Here is a 15,728-nt window from a genome sequence, read left to right as displayed (position 1 = left end):
GGGCCTTGCGCTATCCTCGAACCTCATGCGCCTGCTCCTCGACTCCTTCTGGCGCGCGGTGGCGTATTGCATGCTCCCGCGCGTGATCGTGCTGTCGCTCCTGCCATTGGCGCTCATGGTGCTGCTGGCCGCGGGGCTCGGTTACTTCTACTGGGACGCGGCCGTCGCCTGGACGCGCGAGGCCCTCGACGCCTGGCCGTTGCTGTCCAGCTTCTGGGCCTGGATCGGGCGCCTGTTCTCGGCTGACGTCACGGCCGCGCTGGCGCCGTTGGTGGTGGTGTTCGGCGTCACGCCGCTGATCGTGGTGCTGTCGCTGCTGATCGTGGCCGGCTTCATGGCGCCGGCGCTCACCAAGCTCGCGGCCGAACGGCGCTTTCCGACGCTCGAACAGAAGAAGGGCGCCTCCTTCTTCGGCAGCGTGCTGCGCTCGCTCGGCGCCACGGTGCTGGCGCTGATCGCCCTGGTGGTGTCGATGCCGCTGTGGCTCATTCCGCCGCTGGTGCTGATCCTGCCGCCGCTGATCTGGGGCTGGCTCACCTACCGGGTGATGAGCTTCGACGCGCTGGCCGAGCACGCCAGCCCTGAAGAACGCGCCACGCTGCTGCGCACCCACCGGCTGCCGCTGCTGTGCATCGGCGTGCTGTGCGGCTACCTGGGTGCCGCGCCGAGCATCGTCTGGGCCTCGGGCCTGCTGTTCGCCGCCGCCTTCTTCGTGCTTGTGCCGATCGCCATCTGGATCTACACGCTGGTCTTTGCCTTCTCCGCGCTCTGGTTCGCGCACTACTGCCTCGACGCCCTGGCTCAGCTGCGCGCCCAGCGCGCGGCGCTGCAGCCCGCGGCCGGCAGCGGCGACGCGCAACAGGTGCTCGAGGCGGCCGAAACCACCGAGGCCAACAAGGCCGCTCTCTCTCAATGGGGTTCACCATGACACGCGCATTCGGTCTCATCGTCGTCGGCGACGAGATCCTTTCCGGCAAGCGGGCCGACAAGCACATGGCCAAGGTCATCGAGCTGCTGGCCGCGCGCGGCCTGCAGCTGGGCTGGGCCGAATACGTGGGCGACGAGCCCACGCGGATCACCGCGGCGCTCATGCGCGCCTTCGCCTCGGGCGACATCGTGTTCTCGACCGGCGGCATCGGCGCCACGCCCGACGACCACACCCGCCAGTGCGCCGCCCAGGCCCTGCGCGTGCCGCTGGCGCTGCACCCCGAGGCCGAAGTGCTGATCCGCGAGCGCATGCAGGACACGGCCAAGGAGCAGGGCGTGCCCTACGAGCCCGACCGGCCCGACAACATCCACCGCCTGAACATGGGCGTGTTTCCGCAGGGCGCGTCCATCATCCGCAACCCGTACAACAAGATCCCGGGGTTCAGCGTCGAGCACGTGCATTTCGTGCCGGGCTTCCCGGTCATGGCCTGGCCGATGATCGAGTCGGTGCTCGACAGCCGCTATGCCGATCTGTTCACCCGCAACGCCATCGCCGAGAAGTCCGTGATCGTTTTCGGTGCGATGGAAGCCACCCTCACGCCCCTGATGCAGGCCATCGAGCAGGCCCACGCCGGCATCAAGGTGTTCAGCCTCCCCAGCGTGGATCACCCCCAGTACGGGCGCCACATCGAGCTGGGCGTCAAGGGCGACCCCGCGAAGCTCGATGCCGCCTATGGCCAGCTCATCGAAGGCCTGCACACTTTCGATGCAAAGCTTGGCCCCGAATTGGTGCGTTAATTCGGATTGCACCAGTTTGGTGATTATTTCCTTTTCCGGCAGCCCCTGGGCCGTCACCCGGGCCTCATCCGGCGGGGTGACAATGGCACAGAAACTGCATCCTCCCGTCCCTGTATTCCTAACCACCATCCAACTCAGGAGAAACTGATGGCAAAGACCGTCGCCGATGTACTCAAGCTCGTCAAGGAAAACGAGGTCAAGTTCGTCGACTTGCGCTTCACCGACACCCGCGGCAAGGAACAGCACGTCACCGTGCCTGTGTCGCACTTCGATGAAGACAAATTCACCTCGGGCCACGCGTTCGACGGTTCGTCCATCGCCGGTTGGAAGGGCATCGAAGCCTCGGACATGCAGCTCATGCCCGACCCGAACACCGCCAACATCGACCCGTTCTTCGAAGAAACGACGCTGATCCTGACCTGCGACGTGATCGACCCGGCCGACGGCAAGGCCTACGAGCGCGACCCGCGTTCGCTCGCCAAGCGCGCCGAGGCGTACATGAAGGCGTCCGGCCTGGGCGACACCGCCTACTTCGGACCGGAACCCGAATTCTTCGTGTTCGACGGCGTGCGCTGGAAGAACGACATGTCGGGCTGCTTCGTGAAGATCGAGTCCGAAGAAGCCTCGTGGAACACCGACAAGGAGTTCGAGCACGGCAACAGCGGCCACCGTCCCGCAGTCAAGGGCGGCTACTTCCCGGTGCCCCCGGTCGACAGCTTCCAGGACATGCGCTCCGAAATGAGCCTGGTGCTCGAATCGCTGGGCATCCCGGTCGAAGTGCATCACCATGAAGTGGCCAACGCCGGCCAGCTCGAAATCGGCACCCGCTTCAGCACGCTGGTGCAGCGCGCCGACTGGGTCCAACTGCAGAAGTATGTGATCCACAACGTGGCCCACGCCTACGGCAAGACCGCCACCTTCATGCCCAAGCCCATCGTCGGCGACAACGGTTCCGGCATGCACGTGCACCAGTCGGTCTGGAAGGACGGCAAGAACCTGTTCGCCGGCGACGGCTACGCAGGCCTGTCGGACTTCGCACTGCACTACATCGGCGGCATCATCAAGCACGCCCGTGCCCTGAACGCCATCACGAACCCCGGCACCAACAGCTACAAGCGCCTGGTGCCCGGCTTCGAAGCCCCGGTGAAGCTGGCCTACTCGGCCAAGAACCGCTCGGCCTCGATCCGCATCCCGTTCGTGGCCAACCCGAAGGGCCGCCGCGTCGAAGCGCGCTTCCCCGATCCGCTGATGAACCCGTACCTGGGCTTTGCCGCGCTGCTGATGGCCGGCCTGGACGGCGTGGAAAACAAGATCCATCCGGGCGAAGCCGCCAGCAAGGACCTGTACCACCTGCCGCCGGAAGAAGACGCGCTGATCCCGACCGTCTGCCACAGCCTGGACCAGGCCCTGGAGCACCTGGACAAGGACCGTGCGTTCCTGACCAAGGGCGGCGTGTTCACCGACTCGTACATCGACGCGTACATCGACCTCAAGATGCAGGAAGTCACGCGCTTCCGCATGGCGACGCACCCCGTCGAATTCGACATGTACTACTCGCTGTAAAAAGCGCCACAGCAAGCCCGCCCCGGCGGGCAAGTAAGACAAAAGGACGGCCCCGGCCGTCCTTTTTCCTTGGTGCGGAACATCCCATCGTGAGAGGGCCCGAATTGCATCAAAATGCGCGTTTGTCGCGCCCTCTCCGGAATCAAATGAAGACTGTCTCCCTGATTTTCCTGGCCGCCGCCTCGTTCGCCACCGCCACGGCGGCGCTCGCGCAAGAGCGCGTCTGGCGCTGCGGCAACGAGTACACCAACAACGCGACCGTGGCCCAGCAAAAGGGCTGCAAGATCATGGAAGGCGGCAACGTCACCGTCGTGCAGGGCACGAAGCCTTCGGGCGGCGGTGGTGGCAGCGCGTCGTCGTCGGGCTCGGGCGGTTCGGCCGCGCGCGCTCCGGCGGGCAGCCCGCGCGTCGAAGGCGTCGACCAGCGCGCGCGTGACGGCGAGGCGCGTTCGGTGCTCGAAGCCGAGCTGCGCAAGGCCGAGGCTCGCCAGACCGAGCTCAAGAAGGAATACAACAACGGCGAGCCCGAGAAGCAGGGCAGCGAAGGCCGCAACTACCAGAAGTACCTCGACCGCGTGGCCGAGATGAAGGCCGAACTCGCGCGCAACGAGAGCGACATCGCCGGCATCCGCCGCGAAATCGGCCGCCTGCCCGGCAAGCCGCAACCGCAGTAAGCGGCGCGCAGTCCATGGTGTTCGGGAAGAAGGCGACTGGCGCCAATCCGCGCTTTCGTGCCTTCGACCTGCTGTCCACGCTGATCGCGGTGGTCAACGGCGACGGCTCGGTGCTGTTCGCCAATGCAGGCCTCGAAGACGCGCTGGGTACCTCGCGGCGCACGCTCGAGGGCTCGCAGTTCGGCGCCTGCTTCCATGAGCCGCAGGTGCTGCGCACCGCGCTCGACGGCGCCAGCAGCAACGACTTCGCCACGCTGCGCTATGAGGCCTTCCTGCGGCGCGTGAACCATGAGCTGATGCCCGTGCAGGTCACGCTCGCGCACGGCGACAAGAAGGGCGAACTCATCATCGAGATGTCGCCGCTGGAGCAGCAGGTGCGCCAGGACCGCGAGGAGCGCCTCATTGACCAGGCGCAGGCCAACAAGGAGCTCATCCGCAACCTCGCGCACGAGATCAAGAACCCGCTGGGCGGCATTCGTGGCGCGGCACAGCTGCTGCAGATGGAGGTCGAGTCGCGCGACCTCATCGAGTACACCCAGGTCATCATCCACGAGGCCGACCGGCTGCAGACGCTGGTCGACCGGCTGCTGGCGCCGCACCGGCGACCGCACGTGGTGGGCGACGTGAACATCCACGAGGTGTGCGAGCGCGTGCGCTCGGTCATCCTGGCGGAGTTTCCGCGCGACCTGCACATCGAGCGCGACTTCGACGTCTCCATTCCCGAGTTCCGCGGCGACCGCGAGCAGCTCATCCAGGCCACCCTCAACATCGCGCACAACGCGGCGCAGGCCCTGGCCGAGCGCCGCGCGGCGGGCGACGCGCAGATCACTTTCAAGACCCGCGTGGCCCGACAGGTGATCTTCAACAAGCAGTGGTATCGATTGGCACTGGAATTGCATGTCATCGACAATGGACCGGGTGTGCCGGACACGATCAAGGACCGCATCTTCTATCCGCTCGTTTCGGGCAGGGAAGGCGGGACCGGGCTGGGGTTGACGCTTGCGCAAACTTTTGTGCAACAGCATCACGGCGTGATCGAGTGCGACAGCGTCCCGGGCCGAACCGATTTCAAGATATTGATTCCGCTGCCCTAGGGCAGCCCCGGCAACAGAGGAGATGCATGAAGCCGATCTGGATAGTTGATGACGACCAATCGATACGCTTCGTGCTCGAGAAGGCACTGCTGCGCGAAGACATGCCCACGCGCAGCTTCACGAACACACGCGAAGTGCTGGCCGCACTCGAACAGGCCGAAGGCGACGAGCAGCAGGGCCCGCAGGTCCTGGTGAGCGACATCCGCATGCCGGGCGGCTCGGGGCTCGACCTGCTCGACAAGATCAAGGCCAAGCACCCCGGCCTGCCGGTCATCATCATGACCGCCTTCTCCGACCTCGACAGCGCGGTCTCGGCCTTCCAGGGCGGCGCCTTCGAGTACCTGCCCAAGCCCTTCGACCTGCCGCGCGCCGTGGAACTCATCCGCCGCGCCGTCGACGAAAGCCAGCGCGAAGAGGTGTCCGAAGAGCGCATGGTCGCCGCGCCCGAGATGCTCGGCCAGGCGCCCGCGATGCAGGACGTGTTCCGTGCCATCGGCCGGCTGTCGCAGAGCAACGTCACGGTGCTCATCACCGGCGAATCGGGCTCGGGCAAGGAACTGGTGGCGCGCGCGCTGCACAAGCACTCGCCGCGCGCCAACGGCCCCTTCGTGGCGATCAACACCGCCGCCATTCCCAAGGACCTGCTCGAGAGCGAACTCTTCGGCCACGAGCGCGGCGCCTTCACCGGCGCGCAGACCATGCGCCGCGGCCGCTTCGAGCAGGCCGAGGGCGGCACGCTGTTCCTCGACGAAATCGGCGACATGCCCTTCGACCTGCAGACGCGCCTCTTGCGCGTGCTCAGCGACGGCCACTTCTACCGCGTGGGCGGCCACAACTCGGTCAAGGCCAACGTGCGCGTCATCGCCGCCACCCACCAGGACCTCGAGCAGCGCGTGAAGCTCGGCGGTTTCCGCGAAGACTTGTTCCACCGCCTCAACGTGATCCGCCTGCGCCTGCCGGCGCTGCGCGAACGCGGCGAAGACGTGCCCGCGCTCACGCGGCACTTCCTGCAGCAGAGCGCGCGCCAGCTCGGCGTCGAGCCCAAGCGCATCTCCGACGCGGCACTTGCCAAGCTCGCGACCTTCAGCTTCCCGGGCAACGTGCGCCAGCTCGAGAACATCTGCCACTGGCTAACGGTGATGGCGCCCGCGCAACTGATCGAATCGAAAGACCTGCCGCCCGAAGTGATGGCGGTCAGTGGGGCGGACGTGCATGCGGCGGTGGCCGAGGTGGCGGCGCCCGTGCAGGCTGCAGCGCCGTTGGCCGTCGAGCGCGACGCGTCCGCGCCGGTAGTCGCGGCCCCCGAGGCGGTGTCAGGCGCATCGACGGGCCCCAGCGCCTGGGAAAGCGGCCTCGAAGCCGAGGCCCAGGCGCTGCTTGCGGCAGGCCGCACCGATGTGTGGGACGTGCTCACGCGCCGCTTCGAATCGCGGCTCATCCTCACCGCGCTGGCCAACACGCGCGGCCGGCGCATCGAGGCGGCCCAGAAGCTGGGCATCGGGCGCAACACCATCACCCGGAAAATCCAGGAACTCGGTATCGAATGAAAAGGCCCTCTACGGGCCTTTTTTACGACCTGCCTACGCGCACTCGAACCCTTCCAGGGATACCGCGGAACCGGCTTTGCCGGGCCGCCGGTATCGCCCCCTGCAAGGGGGTTGGCGTAGCGACACGAAGTGCGCGCAGCCTGGGGGTGTACCAAGTTATCGGCTGCGTTGGCCGAGGGTGAGCGAATCGAGCTGGAACTTGCCGCTCTTGTCCCAGAGCCAGGTGTCGACATACGTGTGGCCGCCCAGCTTGCCGGGGCTCGGCAAGGGCGAGGTCGCCTTGATCAGGTCCGCGATCATCGGCGGCACCTCGGGCGCATGGCTGGGCACGCGGCTGAAGGTCACGTTGTTGACCTTGCCGTTCGCATCGATGTCGGTTTCGACCACCACCACCGCATACACCAGCGGCGGGATCTTGCCCTTGTAGATGCGGTCGGCATACGCCTTGTAGATGTGGCGCGCGCCGGTCTTGCGGTAGGTGCGGATGGCGGGCGTCTGCGCGGTGATGAGCCGCACGGTCGGCACGTCGCGACTGCCTTCGGCGGCGGTTTCGCCGCTGGGCGACGGGGTGCCCGTGCCGCTTTCCGATCCGCCGCCCGGCTTGAGCACCGAGCAGGCGGCCAACGCGAGCGCCGCGGCGGCGATCGCGGCGGAACGGGCCAGGCGTGCGGCGATCGGCGTCGTCATGGCCGTCAGGCGTCCGCGCCGAGTTCGAGTACCACCGGGGCGTGGTCGCTCGGCTTTTCCCACTTGCGCGGCACGCGGTCGATGACGCAGCCCTTCACGCGCGGCAGCAGCGGCTCGCTCACGAGGATGTGGTCGATGCGCAGGCCCCGGTTCTTCTGGTAGCCCAGCATGCGGTAGTCCCACCACGAGAAGCTCTTTTCGGGCTGTTCGAACATGCGGAAGCTGTCGGTCAGGCCCAGGCCCAGCAGCGCCTTGAAGTGGTCGCGCTCTTCGGTCGTGTGGTGGATCGTTTCCTTCAGGCCCACGGGGTCGAAGCTGTCGCGGTCCTCGGGCGTGACGTTGAAGTCGCCCAGCAGCACGAGGTTCGGGTGCGCCGCGAGTTCACGCGCAATGTAGGCGTGCAGCGCGTCGAGCCACTTCATCTTGTAGGCGAACTTCTCGCTGCCCGGTTCCTGGCCGTTCACGAAGTAGCCGTTCACCACGCGCAGCGGGCCCGAGGGCGTGTCGAGGGTGGCCGCGATCACGCGCGACTGCTCGTCGGTGAAACCGTCGATGTTCTTCACCACGTCGCGCAGCGGCGAGAGGCTGAGGATGGCGACGCCGTTGTAGGTCTTCTGCCCGAACACCGCCGCCTCGTAGCCGGCCGACTTCAGCACCTCGAGCGGAAACTTGTCGTCGGTCATCTTGAGCTCCTGCAGGCACAGCACATCGACCGGGTTGGCGATGAGCCAGTCGAGCACATGCTGCAGGCGCGCGGTGAGGGAGTTGACGTTCCAGGTGGCTATTTTCATGAGGGCTCTGCGTGGTCGGTTGTCGGGTGGCGGCCGTGCGTTCGCAGCCGGTCGGTGAGGTCTCTGTGCAGGCGAAAGAAGTGGCCGCGCCCAGACCCGGAAGAAAGGAATGTCGGCAGCAAAACCGCGACAGTGATTTCCATCGCGGTATTTTGCCTCGCTGGATCGGGATGCCGTGTAAGCGAAGGCGAGGGGCGCGGAACCGCCGACCCGCCCGCCGGCGCTAGGGCTGAAGGTACCAGCCCAGCTCGCCCTGCAGGAACTGGGCGGCCTCGGGCGGCAGATCGTCCGAATCGAAGAAGCTCGCCACGGGCCGCTCGACCACGATGTGCCCCGCGTGAAGATACGCCACGCGCGTGGCCAGGCGCTTGGCCTGCCCGAGGTTGTGCGTGCTCATCACGATCGTCACGCCGCTGTGGGCGACCTCTTCGATGAGGGCCTCGATCTCGTTCTTGGCGCCGGGGTCCAGGCTGGCCGTGGGCTCGTCCAGGAACAGGATGTCCGGCTGCAGCGCCCAGGCGCGCGCCAGGCCCAGGCGCTGCTGCTGGCCGCCCGACAGCGAACGCGCCGAGCGCTCGGCATGTTCGAGCAGGCCCACGCGCGCCAGCGCCAGGCCGCAGCGCTCGCCGCGCTCGGCGGCCGGCACGCCCGCCAGCCACAGGCCCACCCACACATTGCGCCACACCGAGAGGCTCAGCAGAAAGGGGCGCTGGAACAGCATGGCCGCGCGCGGCAGGCGGCCTTCGGGTCGCAGCGGCAGGCGCTCGCAGCGCCCTTCGCAGGGCAGCAGGCCGTGCAGCAGCCGCAGCAGCGTGGTCTTGCCCGAGCCGTTGGCGCCCACGAGCACGAGCCGGTCGCCCCGGTGCAGGGTCAGCGAGGCCTCGTCCAATGCGACCAGCGCGCCGAAGCGCACCGTGGCGCGCTCGAGCCGGATCAGCGGCACCGTGCCCACCGCGGCCGGCGTGTGCGGGGCGGGCGTACGGCGCACCGCGTGCGGCCTCGCCGGCGGGGCAGTGCTCAGCGGGCGCGTGGCCAGCCATTGCAGCAGCCCGATGGCGCCGTTGACCGCGCCGACCACCGCCAGCAGCACGATGCCCAGCGCCAGGGCCAGCGCGAGGTCGCCCTTGCTGGTCTCCAGCGCGATGGTGGTGGTCATCACGCGCGTGACGCCGGCGATGTTGCCGCCGACGATCATCACGGCCCCCACCTCGGCGATGGCCCGCGCGAAGGCCGTGAGCAGCACGGTGGCCACGCCCATCCGGTCGTGCACCAGCATCAGCAATGCGGTGGCGAGCGGCCCGGCGCCCAGCGAGCGCAGCTGGTCGCCGCCGTCGGCCAGCGCCGCCATCACGAGCCGGCGCGACAGCGCGGCGATCAGCGGCGTGACGAGCACGCTCTGCGCCACCACCATCGCCGACGGCGTGAACAGGATGCCCAGTTCGCCCAGCGGCCCCGAGCGCGAGAGCAGCAGGTACACCAGCAGGCCCACGACCACGGCGGGCAGGGCGAGCAGCGTGTTCACCAGCCACACGGCCAGCACATGCCCCGGGAACCGCGCCACCGCGAGCCAGGCGCCCAGCAGCAGGCCGAACAGCGCGCCGATCACACAGGCCGTGGCGCTCACCTGCAGCGAGAGCGCCGTGATGCGCAAGAGTTCGGGGTCGGCGCCGATGATGAGGTGCCAGGCCAGCGCCCAGCCTTCGGTCACGGTGTTCATCGGGAGACGGCTTTCATCGCCAGCGCGAGGCGGTGTGCATCGCGCGGCCCGGCCCCGTCATCGACCGGCGCGCCGTTCACTGGCCCGCGTTCGGGAAGAAGAGCTGTTCGCCGCCGATCTTGTACGCGGCGATGGCGGCCTGCCCGTCGCGCGACACGACCCAGTCGGAGAAGGCTTGCGCCAGGTCCTTCTTCACGTGCGGGTGTTTGGCCGGGTTCACGACGATCACGCCGTACTGGTTGAACAGCTGCTTGTCGCCCTCGACCACGATGCCCAGGTCGGCGCGGTTCTTGAAGTTGAGCCAGGTGCCGCGGTCGGACAGCACATAGGCATTGGTCGACGCCGCGATGTTGAGCGCCTGGCCCATGCCGCAGCCGCATTCCTTGTAGCCGGCCGGCTTGGCGGCGGCCAGGTCGATGCCGGCGAGCTTCCACTGGCGCAGTTCGGCCGCATGCGTGCCGCTCTTGTCGCCGCGCGAAACGAAGGCGCCGCCCGTGGTGCCCAGCCGCTTGAGGGCCGCCGCGATGTCGTTGCCGCGCACGCCGGCCGGGTCGGACTTGGGCCCGATCAGCACGAAGTCGTTGTACATGACCGGGCGGCGCGGCAGGCCGAAGCCTTCGGCGACGAACTTCTCTTCGGCGGGCTGGTCGTGCACGAACAGCGCGTCGGCGTCGCCGCGGCGCGCCATGTCCAGCGCCTGGCCCGTGCCCACCGCCACCACGCGCACCTCGGTGCCCGATGCTTTCGTGAACTGCGGCAGCAGGTGCTTGAACAGGCCCGACTGTTCCGTCGAGGTGGTCGAGGCCAGCACGATGAACTTGTCCTGTGCATGCGCCATCGGCGCGAGCAGCGCACCAGCAAGTGCACTGATGAGAGCGAGAAGGGTGAAGCGTCTGCGCGAAGCCATCGTCATCGTGTCAGTCCTCGAGAGTGAAAGAAAGAAGCGCTCTTGCCATCAGGCGGCGGCATCGACGCGAAAGCCCAGCCGGCCCAGCGCCTCGCGCGCCGCGGCCGATTGCAGCAACGCAATGAAGGCCTGCACCGGCGCGCGCCCAAGCCGTGCCTGGGGCACCACGAAGTCGTAGCGCTCCTCCTGCACGGGAATGAAGCCCAGCCCGTACTGCCGCGCGACCGTGTCGATGGCCAGGCCCCAGTCGGCGCGCTGCTGCGCCACGGCCACGGCCACCGCGTTGTGCGACTTGGTCTGCACGCCGTAGCCGGGCGGTTGCGCGCCGCCGAGCAGGCGGTCGATGAGGATGCGCGTGCCGCTGCCGGCGTTGCGGTTGACCATGGTGCAGCCGGGCTGCGCGGTCGCGGCGGCGATGGCCGCGGCGGCGTCCAGGCCCTCGAAGCGCGTGTCGCCGGGGCGATGGACCACGCCCTGCATGCGGCCGTAGCCCGTCACCAGTTCGAGGCCCGGCGTGAGCAGCGGCCGGTTGTAGACACCCGTCGCCGGGTCCATCAGGTGGATGCCGGCCACGTCGCATTCGCCGCGCCGGGCGGCCATCAGCCCGCCGGTGCTGCCCACGTTCATGGCCTTGATGCGGATGCCCTGGCGCATCAGCTCGCCGGCCAGCCAGTCCAGGCCCACGCAATGGCTGCCGATGAAGATCAGGTCGGCGGCGTCCAGCCCCTGGCCCAGCAGCTGCACCTGCACGGGCGCGCCGGCATCGACGATCTCGGTGTGCTGGCCGATGGTGATGAAGCCGTCGGCGCTGCTGAAGGTGGTGACCGAGCCCGAGCCCTTGCCCATCGGGTAGGCGGCCACGCCGTCGTCGGTGGGCACCAGGCCCACCAGCAAATACTCGGTGCGACCGCGCTCGGAGTTCACGCGCATCGGCAGCGTGGCCGCCACGTGCGCGTGCCGCTGCGGCGGCCGGCCCGCGAAGGCGCGGATCACGGGCGCCAGGAACTCGTGGAAGGTGAAGACCGCCGAGGTCGGAAAGCCCGGCAGGATCACGACCGGCTTGCCGCCCGTGACCGCCAGGCACACCGGCTTGCCGGGCTTGAGCGCCACGCCGTGCGCCACCACGCCCGGGTCGCCGAGGGCGGCCACCACGCGGTACGACAGGTCGCCTTCGCCCTTGGACGTGCCGCCCGAGAAGACGACGGCATCGCATGCCAGCCCGCGTGCGAGCGCGGCCGACAGCAGGGCCTCGTCGTCGGGGATCACGCCCAGGCGCACCGGCTCGCCGCCCAGTTCCTCGACCGCGGCGCCGATGATGGCGGCGTTGGAGTCGTACACCGCGCCCGTGGGCAGCGGCGCACCGGGCGCGACGATCTCGTTGCCGGTGGAGAAGATGGCCACGCGCGGCTTGCGCCACACGCCGACCTCGGCCAGGCCCAGCGCCGCGAGCACGCCGATCTCGCGCGAGCTCAGCACCTGGCCGGCGCGCAGCACGGTTTCGCCGCGCGCGATGTCGGTGCCGGCGTAGCTGACGTTCTCGCCGGCCGTGGCGGCGCGGCGCACCTGCACGTTGCCGTCGTCGAGGTCGGTGTGCTCCACCATCACCACCGCGTCGGCGCCGCGCGGCAGCATGCCGCCGGTGGCGATCGCCGTGGCGTGGCCGGGCGTCACTTCGCGCTGCGGCACGATGCCGGGCGCGAGCGTCTCGCCCACGAGGGCCAGCGCGCGGACCTGTTCTTCCATCGCGCCCCAGGTGTCGGCGGCCTGCACGGCAAAGCCGTCGACGTTGGAGCGGTCGAAGCCGGGCACGTCGATGGCGGCGACCGCGTCGTCGGCAAGCACCCGGCCCAGCGCCGCGTGCAACGGAACGGTCTCGCGGCCCAGCGGCGCGAGGCTCAGGTGTTCGCGGAAGCGGCGCTCGGCCTCGTCCCGCGTGACGACATCGAGAAATTGCGATTGGGCTTTCACAGGCACTCGTACAGATGAACAGTGACGTCGGTCCCGGGCCCGAAGCCTTCGCTTTCGGCGGGGGCGATCACGAAGCCGTCGGCGCGCGTGGTCGAGCTCAGTACCGAGGCGCCCGAGAGCGCGAGCGGCTCCACGCCGTCGGCGCCGATCTTCACGCGCACGTAGTCGACGCGCCCCACCTGCGAGACGATCTTGCGCGCCACGGTGGCGCGCGTGCGCGGGTAGGGCCAGTCGGCGGACCGGCCGCCGAGCAGTCGGATCGCACGCCCGGCAAAGAAGTCGTAGGCGCACAGGCAGGAGACCGGGTTGCCCGGCAGCAGGAACACCAGCGTGTCGCCGATGCGCCCCATGCCGGCCGGGCTGGAAGGCCGCATCGCGATACCGTGGATCGCCAGCTCGCCGAGTTCGGCCAGCAGGCGCGGCGCGTGGTCCTCGGCGCCCACGCTGGAGCCGCCGGAAATGAGCACCACGTCGGCGCCGGGCGCGGCCAGTGCCTGCGCGATGATTTGCGGGTCGTCGCCCAGGCGCTGGTGCGACTCGAGCAGGCCGCCGTCGCGCGCCACGAGGCCGCGCAAGGTCACGGAGTTGGCGTCGTAGATCTCGCTCGGGCCCTTGGGCGTGCCGGGCGCGCGCACCTCGTTGCCGGTGACGAGCAGCCGCACGCGCGGCCGGCGCACCACCTGCAACTGGGCCAGGCCGAGCGAAGCCGCCAGCCCTGCATCCTGCGGACGCAGGCGGCGACCCGCGGCCAGCGCGGTGCTGCCGCGCGCGATGTCTTCGCCGACATGGCCCACATGCTGGCCCGGTGCGACGGCGCGCGTGATGGCCAGTCGCCCGTCCTGCTCGCTCGCGTACTCGGCGGGCACCACGGCATCGAGCCCGCGCGGCACCGGGGCGCCGGTCATGATGCGGATGGCGGCGCCCGCGGGCACCTCGCCTTCGAAGGGGCGGCCGGGCCAGGCGTGGCCCGCGATCGGAAACTCGAGCGGGTTGTATTCGCCGGCCCCCGTGGTCTCGCCGCCGCGCAGCGCATAGCCGTCCATGGCCGCGCGGTCGAACTCGGGCACCGCGATGGGCGCGATCACCTCCTGCAGCAGCACCCGCCCCGTGGCCTCGTCGACGGCCACGGATTCGCCGGGCAGCAGGGGCGTATGGGCATCGATCCAGGCGAGGGCGGTGGGCACCTCGGCGCGCTGCGTGAAGCCGCGCATACGCACATCGGTCGAGGCAGTTCGTTCGGGTGTGGGCATCGGGGCCAGTATAGAAGTTGGAGGTCGCCGGCGTGGTCGGGCATGGCACCCGACAGCCATGCACAAGAGCGGCCGTGCCGGACCTTGCCGGCGGGCCATTTGCGGTCGTTTTTTTGGCCGCGTCCGCGCAGATGCGCGGCGCCGACGGCTTACTTCGCGGGTGCGGGATTCGTCTGCGCCGAGGTCTGATTCGAACTCGGCGGCGACGCGGCCGTGGGGGCCGGGGAGTGGGCGCCCGATGCCTCGATGGGCTTGGTTTCAACCTTGGGGGCAGCGGCGTAAGGCCCCGGGTCCACGCAGGGCGGCGTGGCCACCGCGGCCGGTGCCGGCTTGCCGGCGGCCTGCGCGCTCGCACGGTACTTGGCGGCGACCTGGTCCTGTGACTTGCACAGCAGGTAGCCGTCGGTCTTGGCGCTCCACGCGGTGCGGGCCGCGGCCTCGGCGGCCTTGGCCTGCGCTTCCGGCGTGGGCGGGGGGAGCTTGGCGACAGCGGAGGTCGCAGCGAGTGCGCACAGGAGAAGGGTCAGCGTGTGCTTCATGCGGAGGTTCCTTGCTGCGCCGTCGAAGGCCGTGCGGGCTCGGGTGCGCCGGCGGGTTGCGAGCGCTGCGCGGGGATCTTGCCGGCCTGGATGTCGTCGTACCAGAGCTTGTGGTGCTCGCGCGCCCAGGCCTCGTCGACATAGCCTTCGCGCATCGCCTTGTAGGCGCCGTCCATGCCCAGCGTGCCGATGTAGATGTGGCCCATGATCATCGCCATCATGAGCAGCGTGGCCACCGCGTGCACCATGTGCGCGACCTGCATCTCGCCGCGCGTGTAGACGAAGCCGGGCAGCAGCTTGTCCAGGAACAGGCCCGAGGCGATGACGATGCTGCCCAGGAACAGCACGCCGCCCCAGAACACCGCCTTCTCGCCGGCGTTGAAGCGATGCGACGCGGGCTCCTTGCCGCCGAACAGGCCACCGCCGTGCCGCAGCCAGGTGAAGTCGTCCTTGCTCGGCCAGTTGCTGCGGATGAAGGTGAAGATCATGAACAGCGTGGTCACCACGAACAGCGGCCCCACGAAGTTGTGCACCGTCTTGAGCACGTAGGCGAGCCAGCCGAACAGCGTGCTGCCCAGCACCGGCAGCAGGAAGAACTTGCCGAAGGCCATCACGATGCCCGAGATCGCGAGCGTGACGAAGGCCAGCGCGTTCGACCAGTGCGTGGCGCGCTCGAAGGGCGTGAAGCGCTCGATCTTGCGGCCGGTTTCGGTGCCGTGCAGGCGGATCGGCCCGCGCGTGAAATAGAAGATGGCCAGCGCCAGCAGCGTCACGAAGAGCAGAGCCGCGCCGTACGGAATGATCCAGTCGTTGCGCACCTGCCGCCAGGCCTCGCCTGCGTTGGTGAAGCGCGAACCCGGGTACTGCACGAAGCGCTGGATCAGGTTGCCGGCCTCGGGCGCCTGGCTCACCGGCAGGCTGCTGTAGCCGGTGACGCCGCCGCTCACCTGGCGCCACATCGGCGCGTTGTTGCCGGGTTGGACCTTGTTGCGCTCGCCGTTGGTCTGGTTGAGGTAGTTGGGGTCGGCGCTGGCCTCGGGCTTGACGTCGAAGATGTTCTGGCTGCGGATGCCGCCCTCGGCCTTCGGTGCTGTAGCCGCGGCTGCGGCAGGCGAAGAAGCAGGGGCGGGCGCCGCGGTCACGGCGCCGCTCGCGGCCGGGGTGGCCTCCTGGGCCGGCGCCACCGCCGCCCAGCCCAGGAGCGCGGTCGCCAGCAGCGCGTGGAACGCGTGCCTGGTGCGAATGGTGACGCTCATGCGGCCTCCG

At 69.1% G+C, this 15,728-nt stretch carries 14 protein-coding genes; 6 read left to right on the top strand and 8 right to left on the bottom strand.

Annotated features, from left to right (window positions below; genetic code table 11):
* The first annotated feature begins 25 nt into the window (after positions 1-25).
* The 6 genes from AC07Q9_RS01855 to ntrC all read left to right on the top strand — a co-directional run bounded on the left by AC07Q9_RS01855 (position 26) and on the right by ntrC (position 6,603).
* Positions 26-928 carry an EI24 domain-containing protein gene (locus tag AC07Q9_RS01855; protein WP_495307037.1) on the top strand — a complete coding sequence of 301 codons (903 nt, stop codon included), beginning with the start codon at positions 26-28 and terminating at the stop codon, positions 926-928.
* The gene (locus AC07Q9_RS01850) at positions 925-1,725 is read left to right on the top strand and encodes a competence/damage-inducible protein A (protein ID WP_495307036.1); all 801 of its coding nucleotides are present in this window, start codon (positions 925-927) and stop codon (positions 1,723-1,725) included. Before AC07Q9_RS01855 ends, AC07Q9_RS01850 begins: the two co-directional genes overlap by 4 nt.
* 147 nt (positions 1,726-1,872) lie before the next feature.
* Positions 1,873-3,288: a type I glutamate--ammonia ligase gene (gene glnA / locus AC07Q9_RS01845; RefSeq protein WP_062470904.1), complete on the top strand. Its 1,416-nt coding sequence runs from the start codon at positions 1,873-1,875 to the stop codon at positions 3,286-3,288.
* 146 nt (positions 3,289-3,434) lie between these two features.
* On the top strand, positions 3,435-3,962 hold the full coding sequence (locus AC07Q9_RS01840) for a hypothetical protein (protein ID WP_495307035.1): 528 nt from the start codon (positions 3,435-3,437) through the stop codon (positions 3,960-3,962).
* 14 nt (positions 3,963-3,976) lie between these two features.
* Positions 3,977-5,056, top strand: a complete 1,080-nt coding sequence (gene glnL / locus AC07Q9_RS01835) for a nitrogen regulation protein NR(II) (RefSeq protein ID WP_495307034.1) — start codon at positions 3,977-3,979, stop codon at positions 5,054-5,056.
* A 26-nt stretch (positions 5,057-5,082) separates the two neighbouring features.
* On the top strand, positions 5,083-6,603 hold the full coding sequence (gene ntrC, locus AC07Q9_RS01830; RefSeq protein ID WP_495307033.1) for a nitrogen regulation protein NR(I): 1,521 nt from the start codon (positions 5,083-5,085) through the stop codon (positions 6,601-6,603).
* 156 nt (positions 6,604-6,759) lie between these two features.
* Here the strand turns inward: ntrC and AC07Q9_RS01825 are convergent, their stop codons facing one another.
* The 8 genes from AC07Q9_RS01825 to AC07Q9_RS01790 form a co-directional block, all read right to left on the bottom strand.
* Entirely contained in the window at positions 6,760-7,290 is a 531-nt protein-coding gene (locus AC07Q9_RS01825) for a hypothetical protein (RefSeq protein WP_492681330.1), read from the bottom strand.
* A 5-nt stretch (positions 7,291-7,295) separates the two neighbouring features.
* A complete protein-coding gene (gene xth, locus AC07Q9_RS01820; RefSeq protein WP_489057586.1) occupies positions 7,296-8,081 on the bottom strand; it encodes an exodeoxyribonuclease III in 786 nt (261 codons plus the stop codon).
* Between the two features lie 223 nt (positions 8,082-8,304).
* Complete coding sequence (locus tag AC07Q9_RS01815) at positions 8,305-9,798, bottom strand: ABC transporter permease (RefSeq protein ID WP_495307032.1); 1,494 nt, start codon at positions 9,796-9,798, stop codon at positions 8,305-8,307.
* A gap of 76 nt (positions 9,799-9,874) precedes the next feature.
* On the bottom strand, positions 9,875-10,705 hold the full coding sequence (locus AC07Q9_RS01810) for an ABC transporter substrate-binding protein (RefSeq protein WP_495307031.1): 831 nt from the start codon (positions 10,703-10,705) through the stop codon (positions 9,875-9,877).
* A 48-nt stretch (positions 10,706-10,753) separates the two neighbouring features.
* Complete coding sequence (locus AC07Q9_RS01805; protein WP_495307030.1) at positions 10,754-12,673, bottom strand: molybdopterin biosynthesis protein; 1,920 nt, start codon at positions 12,671-12,673, stop codon at positions 10,754-10,756.
* Entirely contained in the window at positions 12,670-13,923 is a 1,254-nt protein-coding gene (locus AC07Q9_RS01800) for a molybdopterin molybdotransferase MoeA (RefSeq protein WP_495307029.1), read from the bottom strand. The genes AC07Q9_RS01805 and AC07Q9_RS01800 overlap by 4 nt, the downstream gene beginning before the upstream one ends.
* 149 nt (positions 13,924-14,072) lie before the next feature.
* Positions 14,073-14,462, bottom strand: a complete 390-nt coding sequence (locus tag AC07Q9_RS01795; protein WP_495307028.1) for a hypothetical protein — start codon at positions 14,460-14,462, stop codon at positions 14,073-14,075.
* Positions 14,459-15,718, bottom strand: a complete 1,260-nt coding sequence (locus AC07Q9_RS01790; RefSeq protein WP_495307027.1) for a formate dehydrogenase subunit gamma — start codon at positions 15,716-15,718, stop codon at positions 14,459-14,461. The genes AC07Q9_RS01795 and AC07Q9_RS01790 overlap by 4 nt, the downstream gene beginning before the upstream one ends.
* Positions 15,719-15,728 lie beyond the last annotated feature (10 nt).

The organism is Variovorax sp. GW821-FHT09A10, from assembly GCF_059418385.1.
Note: the sequence above shows the minus strand (reverse complement) of the source record. Positions and strands in the feature narration are given on the sequence as shown.

Excerpts from the sequence above, each read along its gene's own strand:
- AC07Q9_RS01855 (WP_495307037.1), top strand. The coding sequence starts at position 26 with ATGCGCCTGCTCCTCGACTCCTTCTGGCGCGCGGTGGCGTATTGCATG.
- AC07Q9_RS01850 (WP_495307036.1), top strand. The coding sequence starts at position 925 with ATGACACGCGCATTCGGTCTCATCGTCGTCGGCGACGAGATCCTTTCC.
- glnA (WP_062470904.1), top strand. The coding sequence starts at position 1,873 with ATGGCAAAGACCGTCGCCGATGTACTCAAGCTCGTCAAGGAAAACGAG.
- AC07Q9_RS01840 (WP_495307035.1), top strand. The coding sequence starts at position 3,435 with ATGAAGACTGTCTCCCTGATTTTCCTGGCCGCCGCCTCGTTCGCCACC.
- glnL (WP_495307034.1), top strand. The coding sequence starts at position 3,977 with ATGGTGTTCGGGAAGAAGGCGACTGGCGCCAATCCGCGCTTTCGTGCC.
- ntrC (WP_495307033.1), top strand. The coding sequence starts at position 5,083 with ATGAAGCCGATCTGGATAGTTGATGACGACCAATCGATACGCTTCGTG.
- AC07Q9_RS01825 (WP_492681330.1), bottom strand. The coding sequence starts at position 7,290 with ATGACGACGCCGATCGCCGCACGCCTGGCCCGTTCCGCCGCGATCGCC.
- xth (WP_489057586.1), bottom strand. The coding sequence starts at position 8,081 with ATGAAAATAGCCACCTGGAACGTCAACTCCCTCACCGCGCGCCTGCAG.
- AC07Q9_RS01815 (WP_495307032.1), bottom strand. The coding sequence starts at position 9,798 with ATGAACACCGTGACCGAAGGCTGGGCGCTGGCCTGGCACCTCATCATC.
- AC07Q9_RS01810 (WP_495307031.1), bottom strand. The coding sequence starts at position 10,705 with ATGGCTTCGCGCAGACGCTTCACCCTTCTCGCTCTCATCAGTGCACTT.
- AC07Q9_RS01800 (WP_495307029.1), bottom strand. The coding sequence starts at position 13,923 with ATGCCCACACCCGAACGAACTGCCTCGACCGATGTGCGTATGCGCGGC.
- AC07Q9_RS01795 (WP_495307028.1), bottom strand. The coding sequence starts at position 14,462 with ATGAAGCACACGCTGACCCTTCTCCTGTGCGCACTCGCTGCGACCTCC.
- AC07Q9_RS01790 (WP_495307027.1), bottom strand. The coding sequence starts at position 15,718 with ATGAGCGTCACCATTCGCACCAGGCACGCGTTCCACGCGCTGCTGGCG.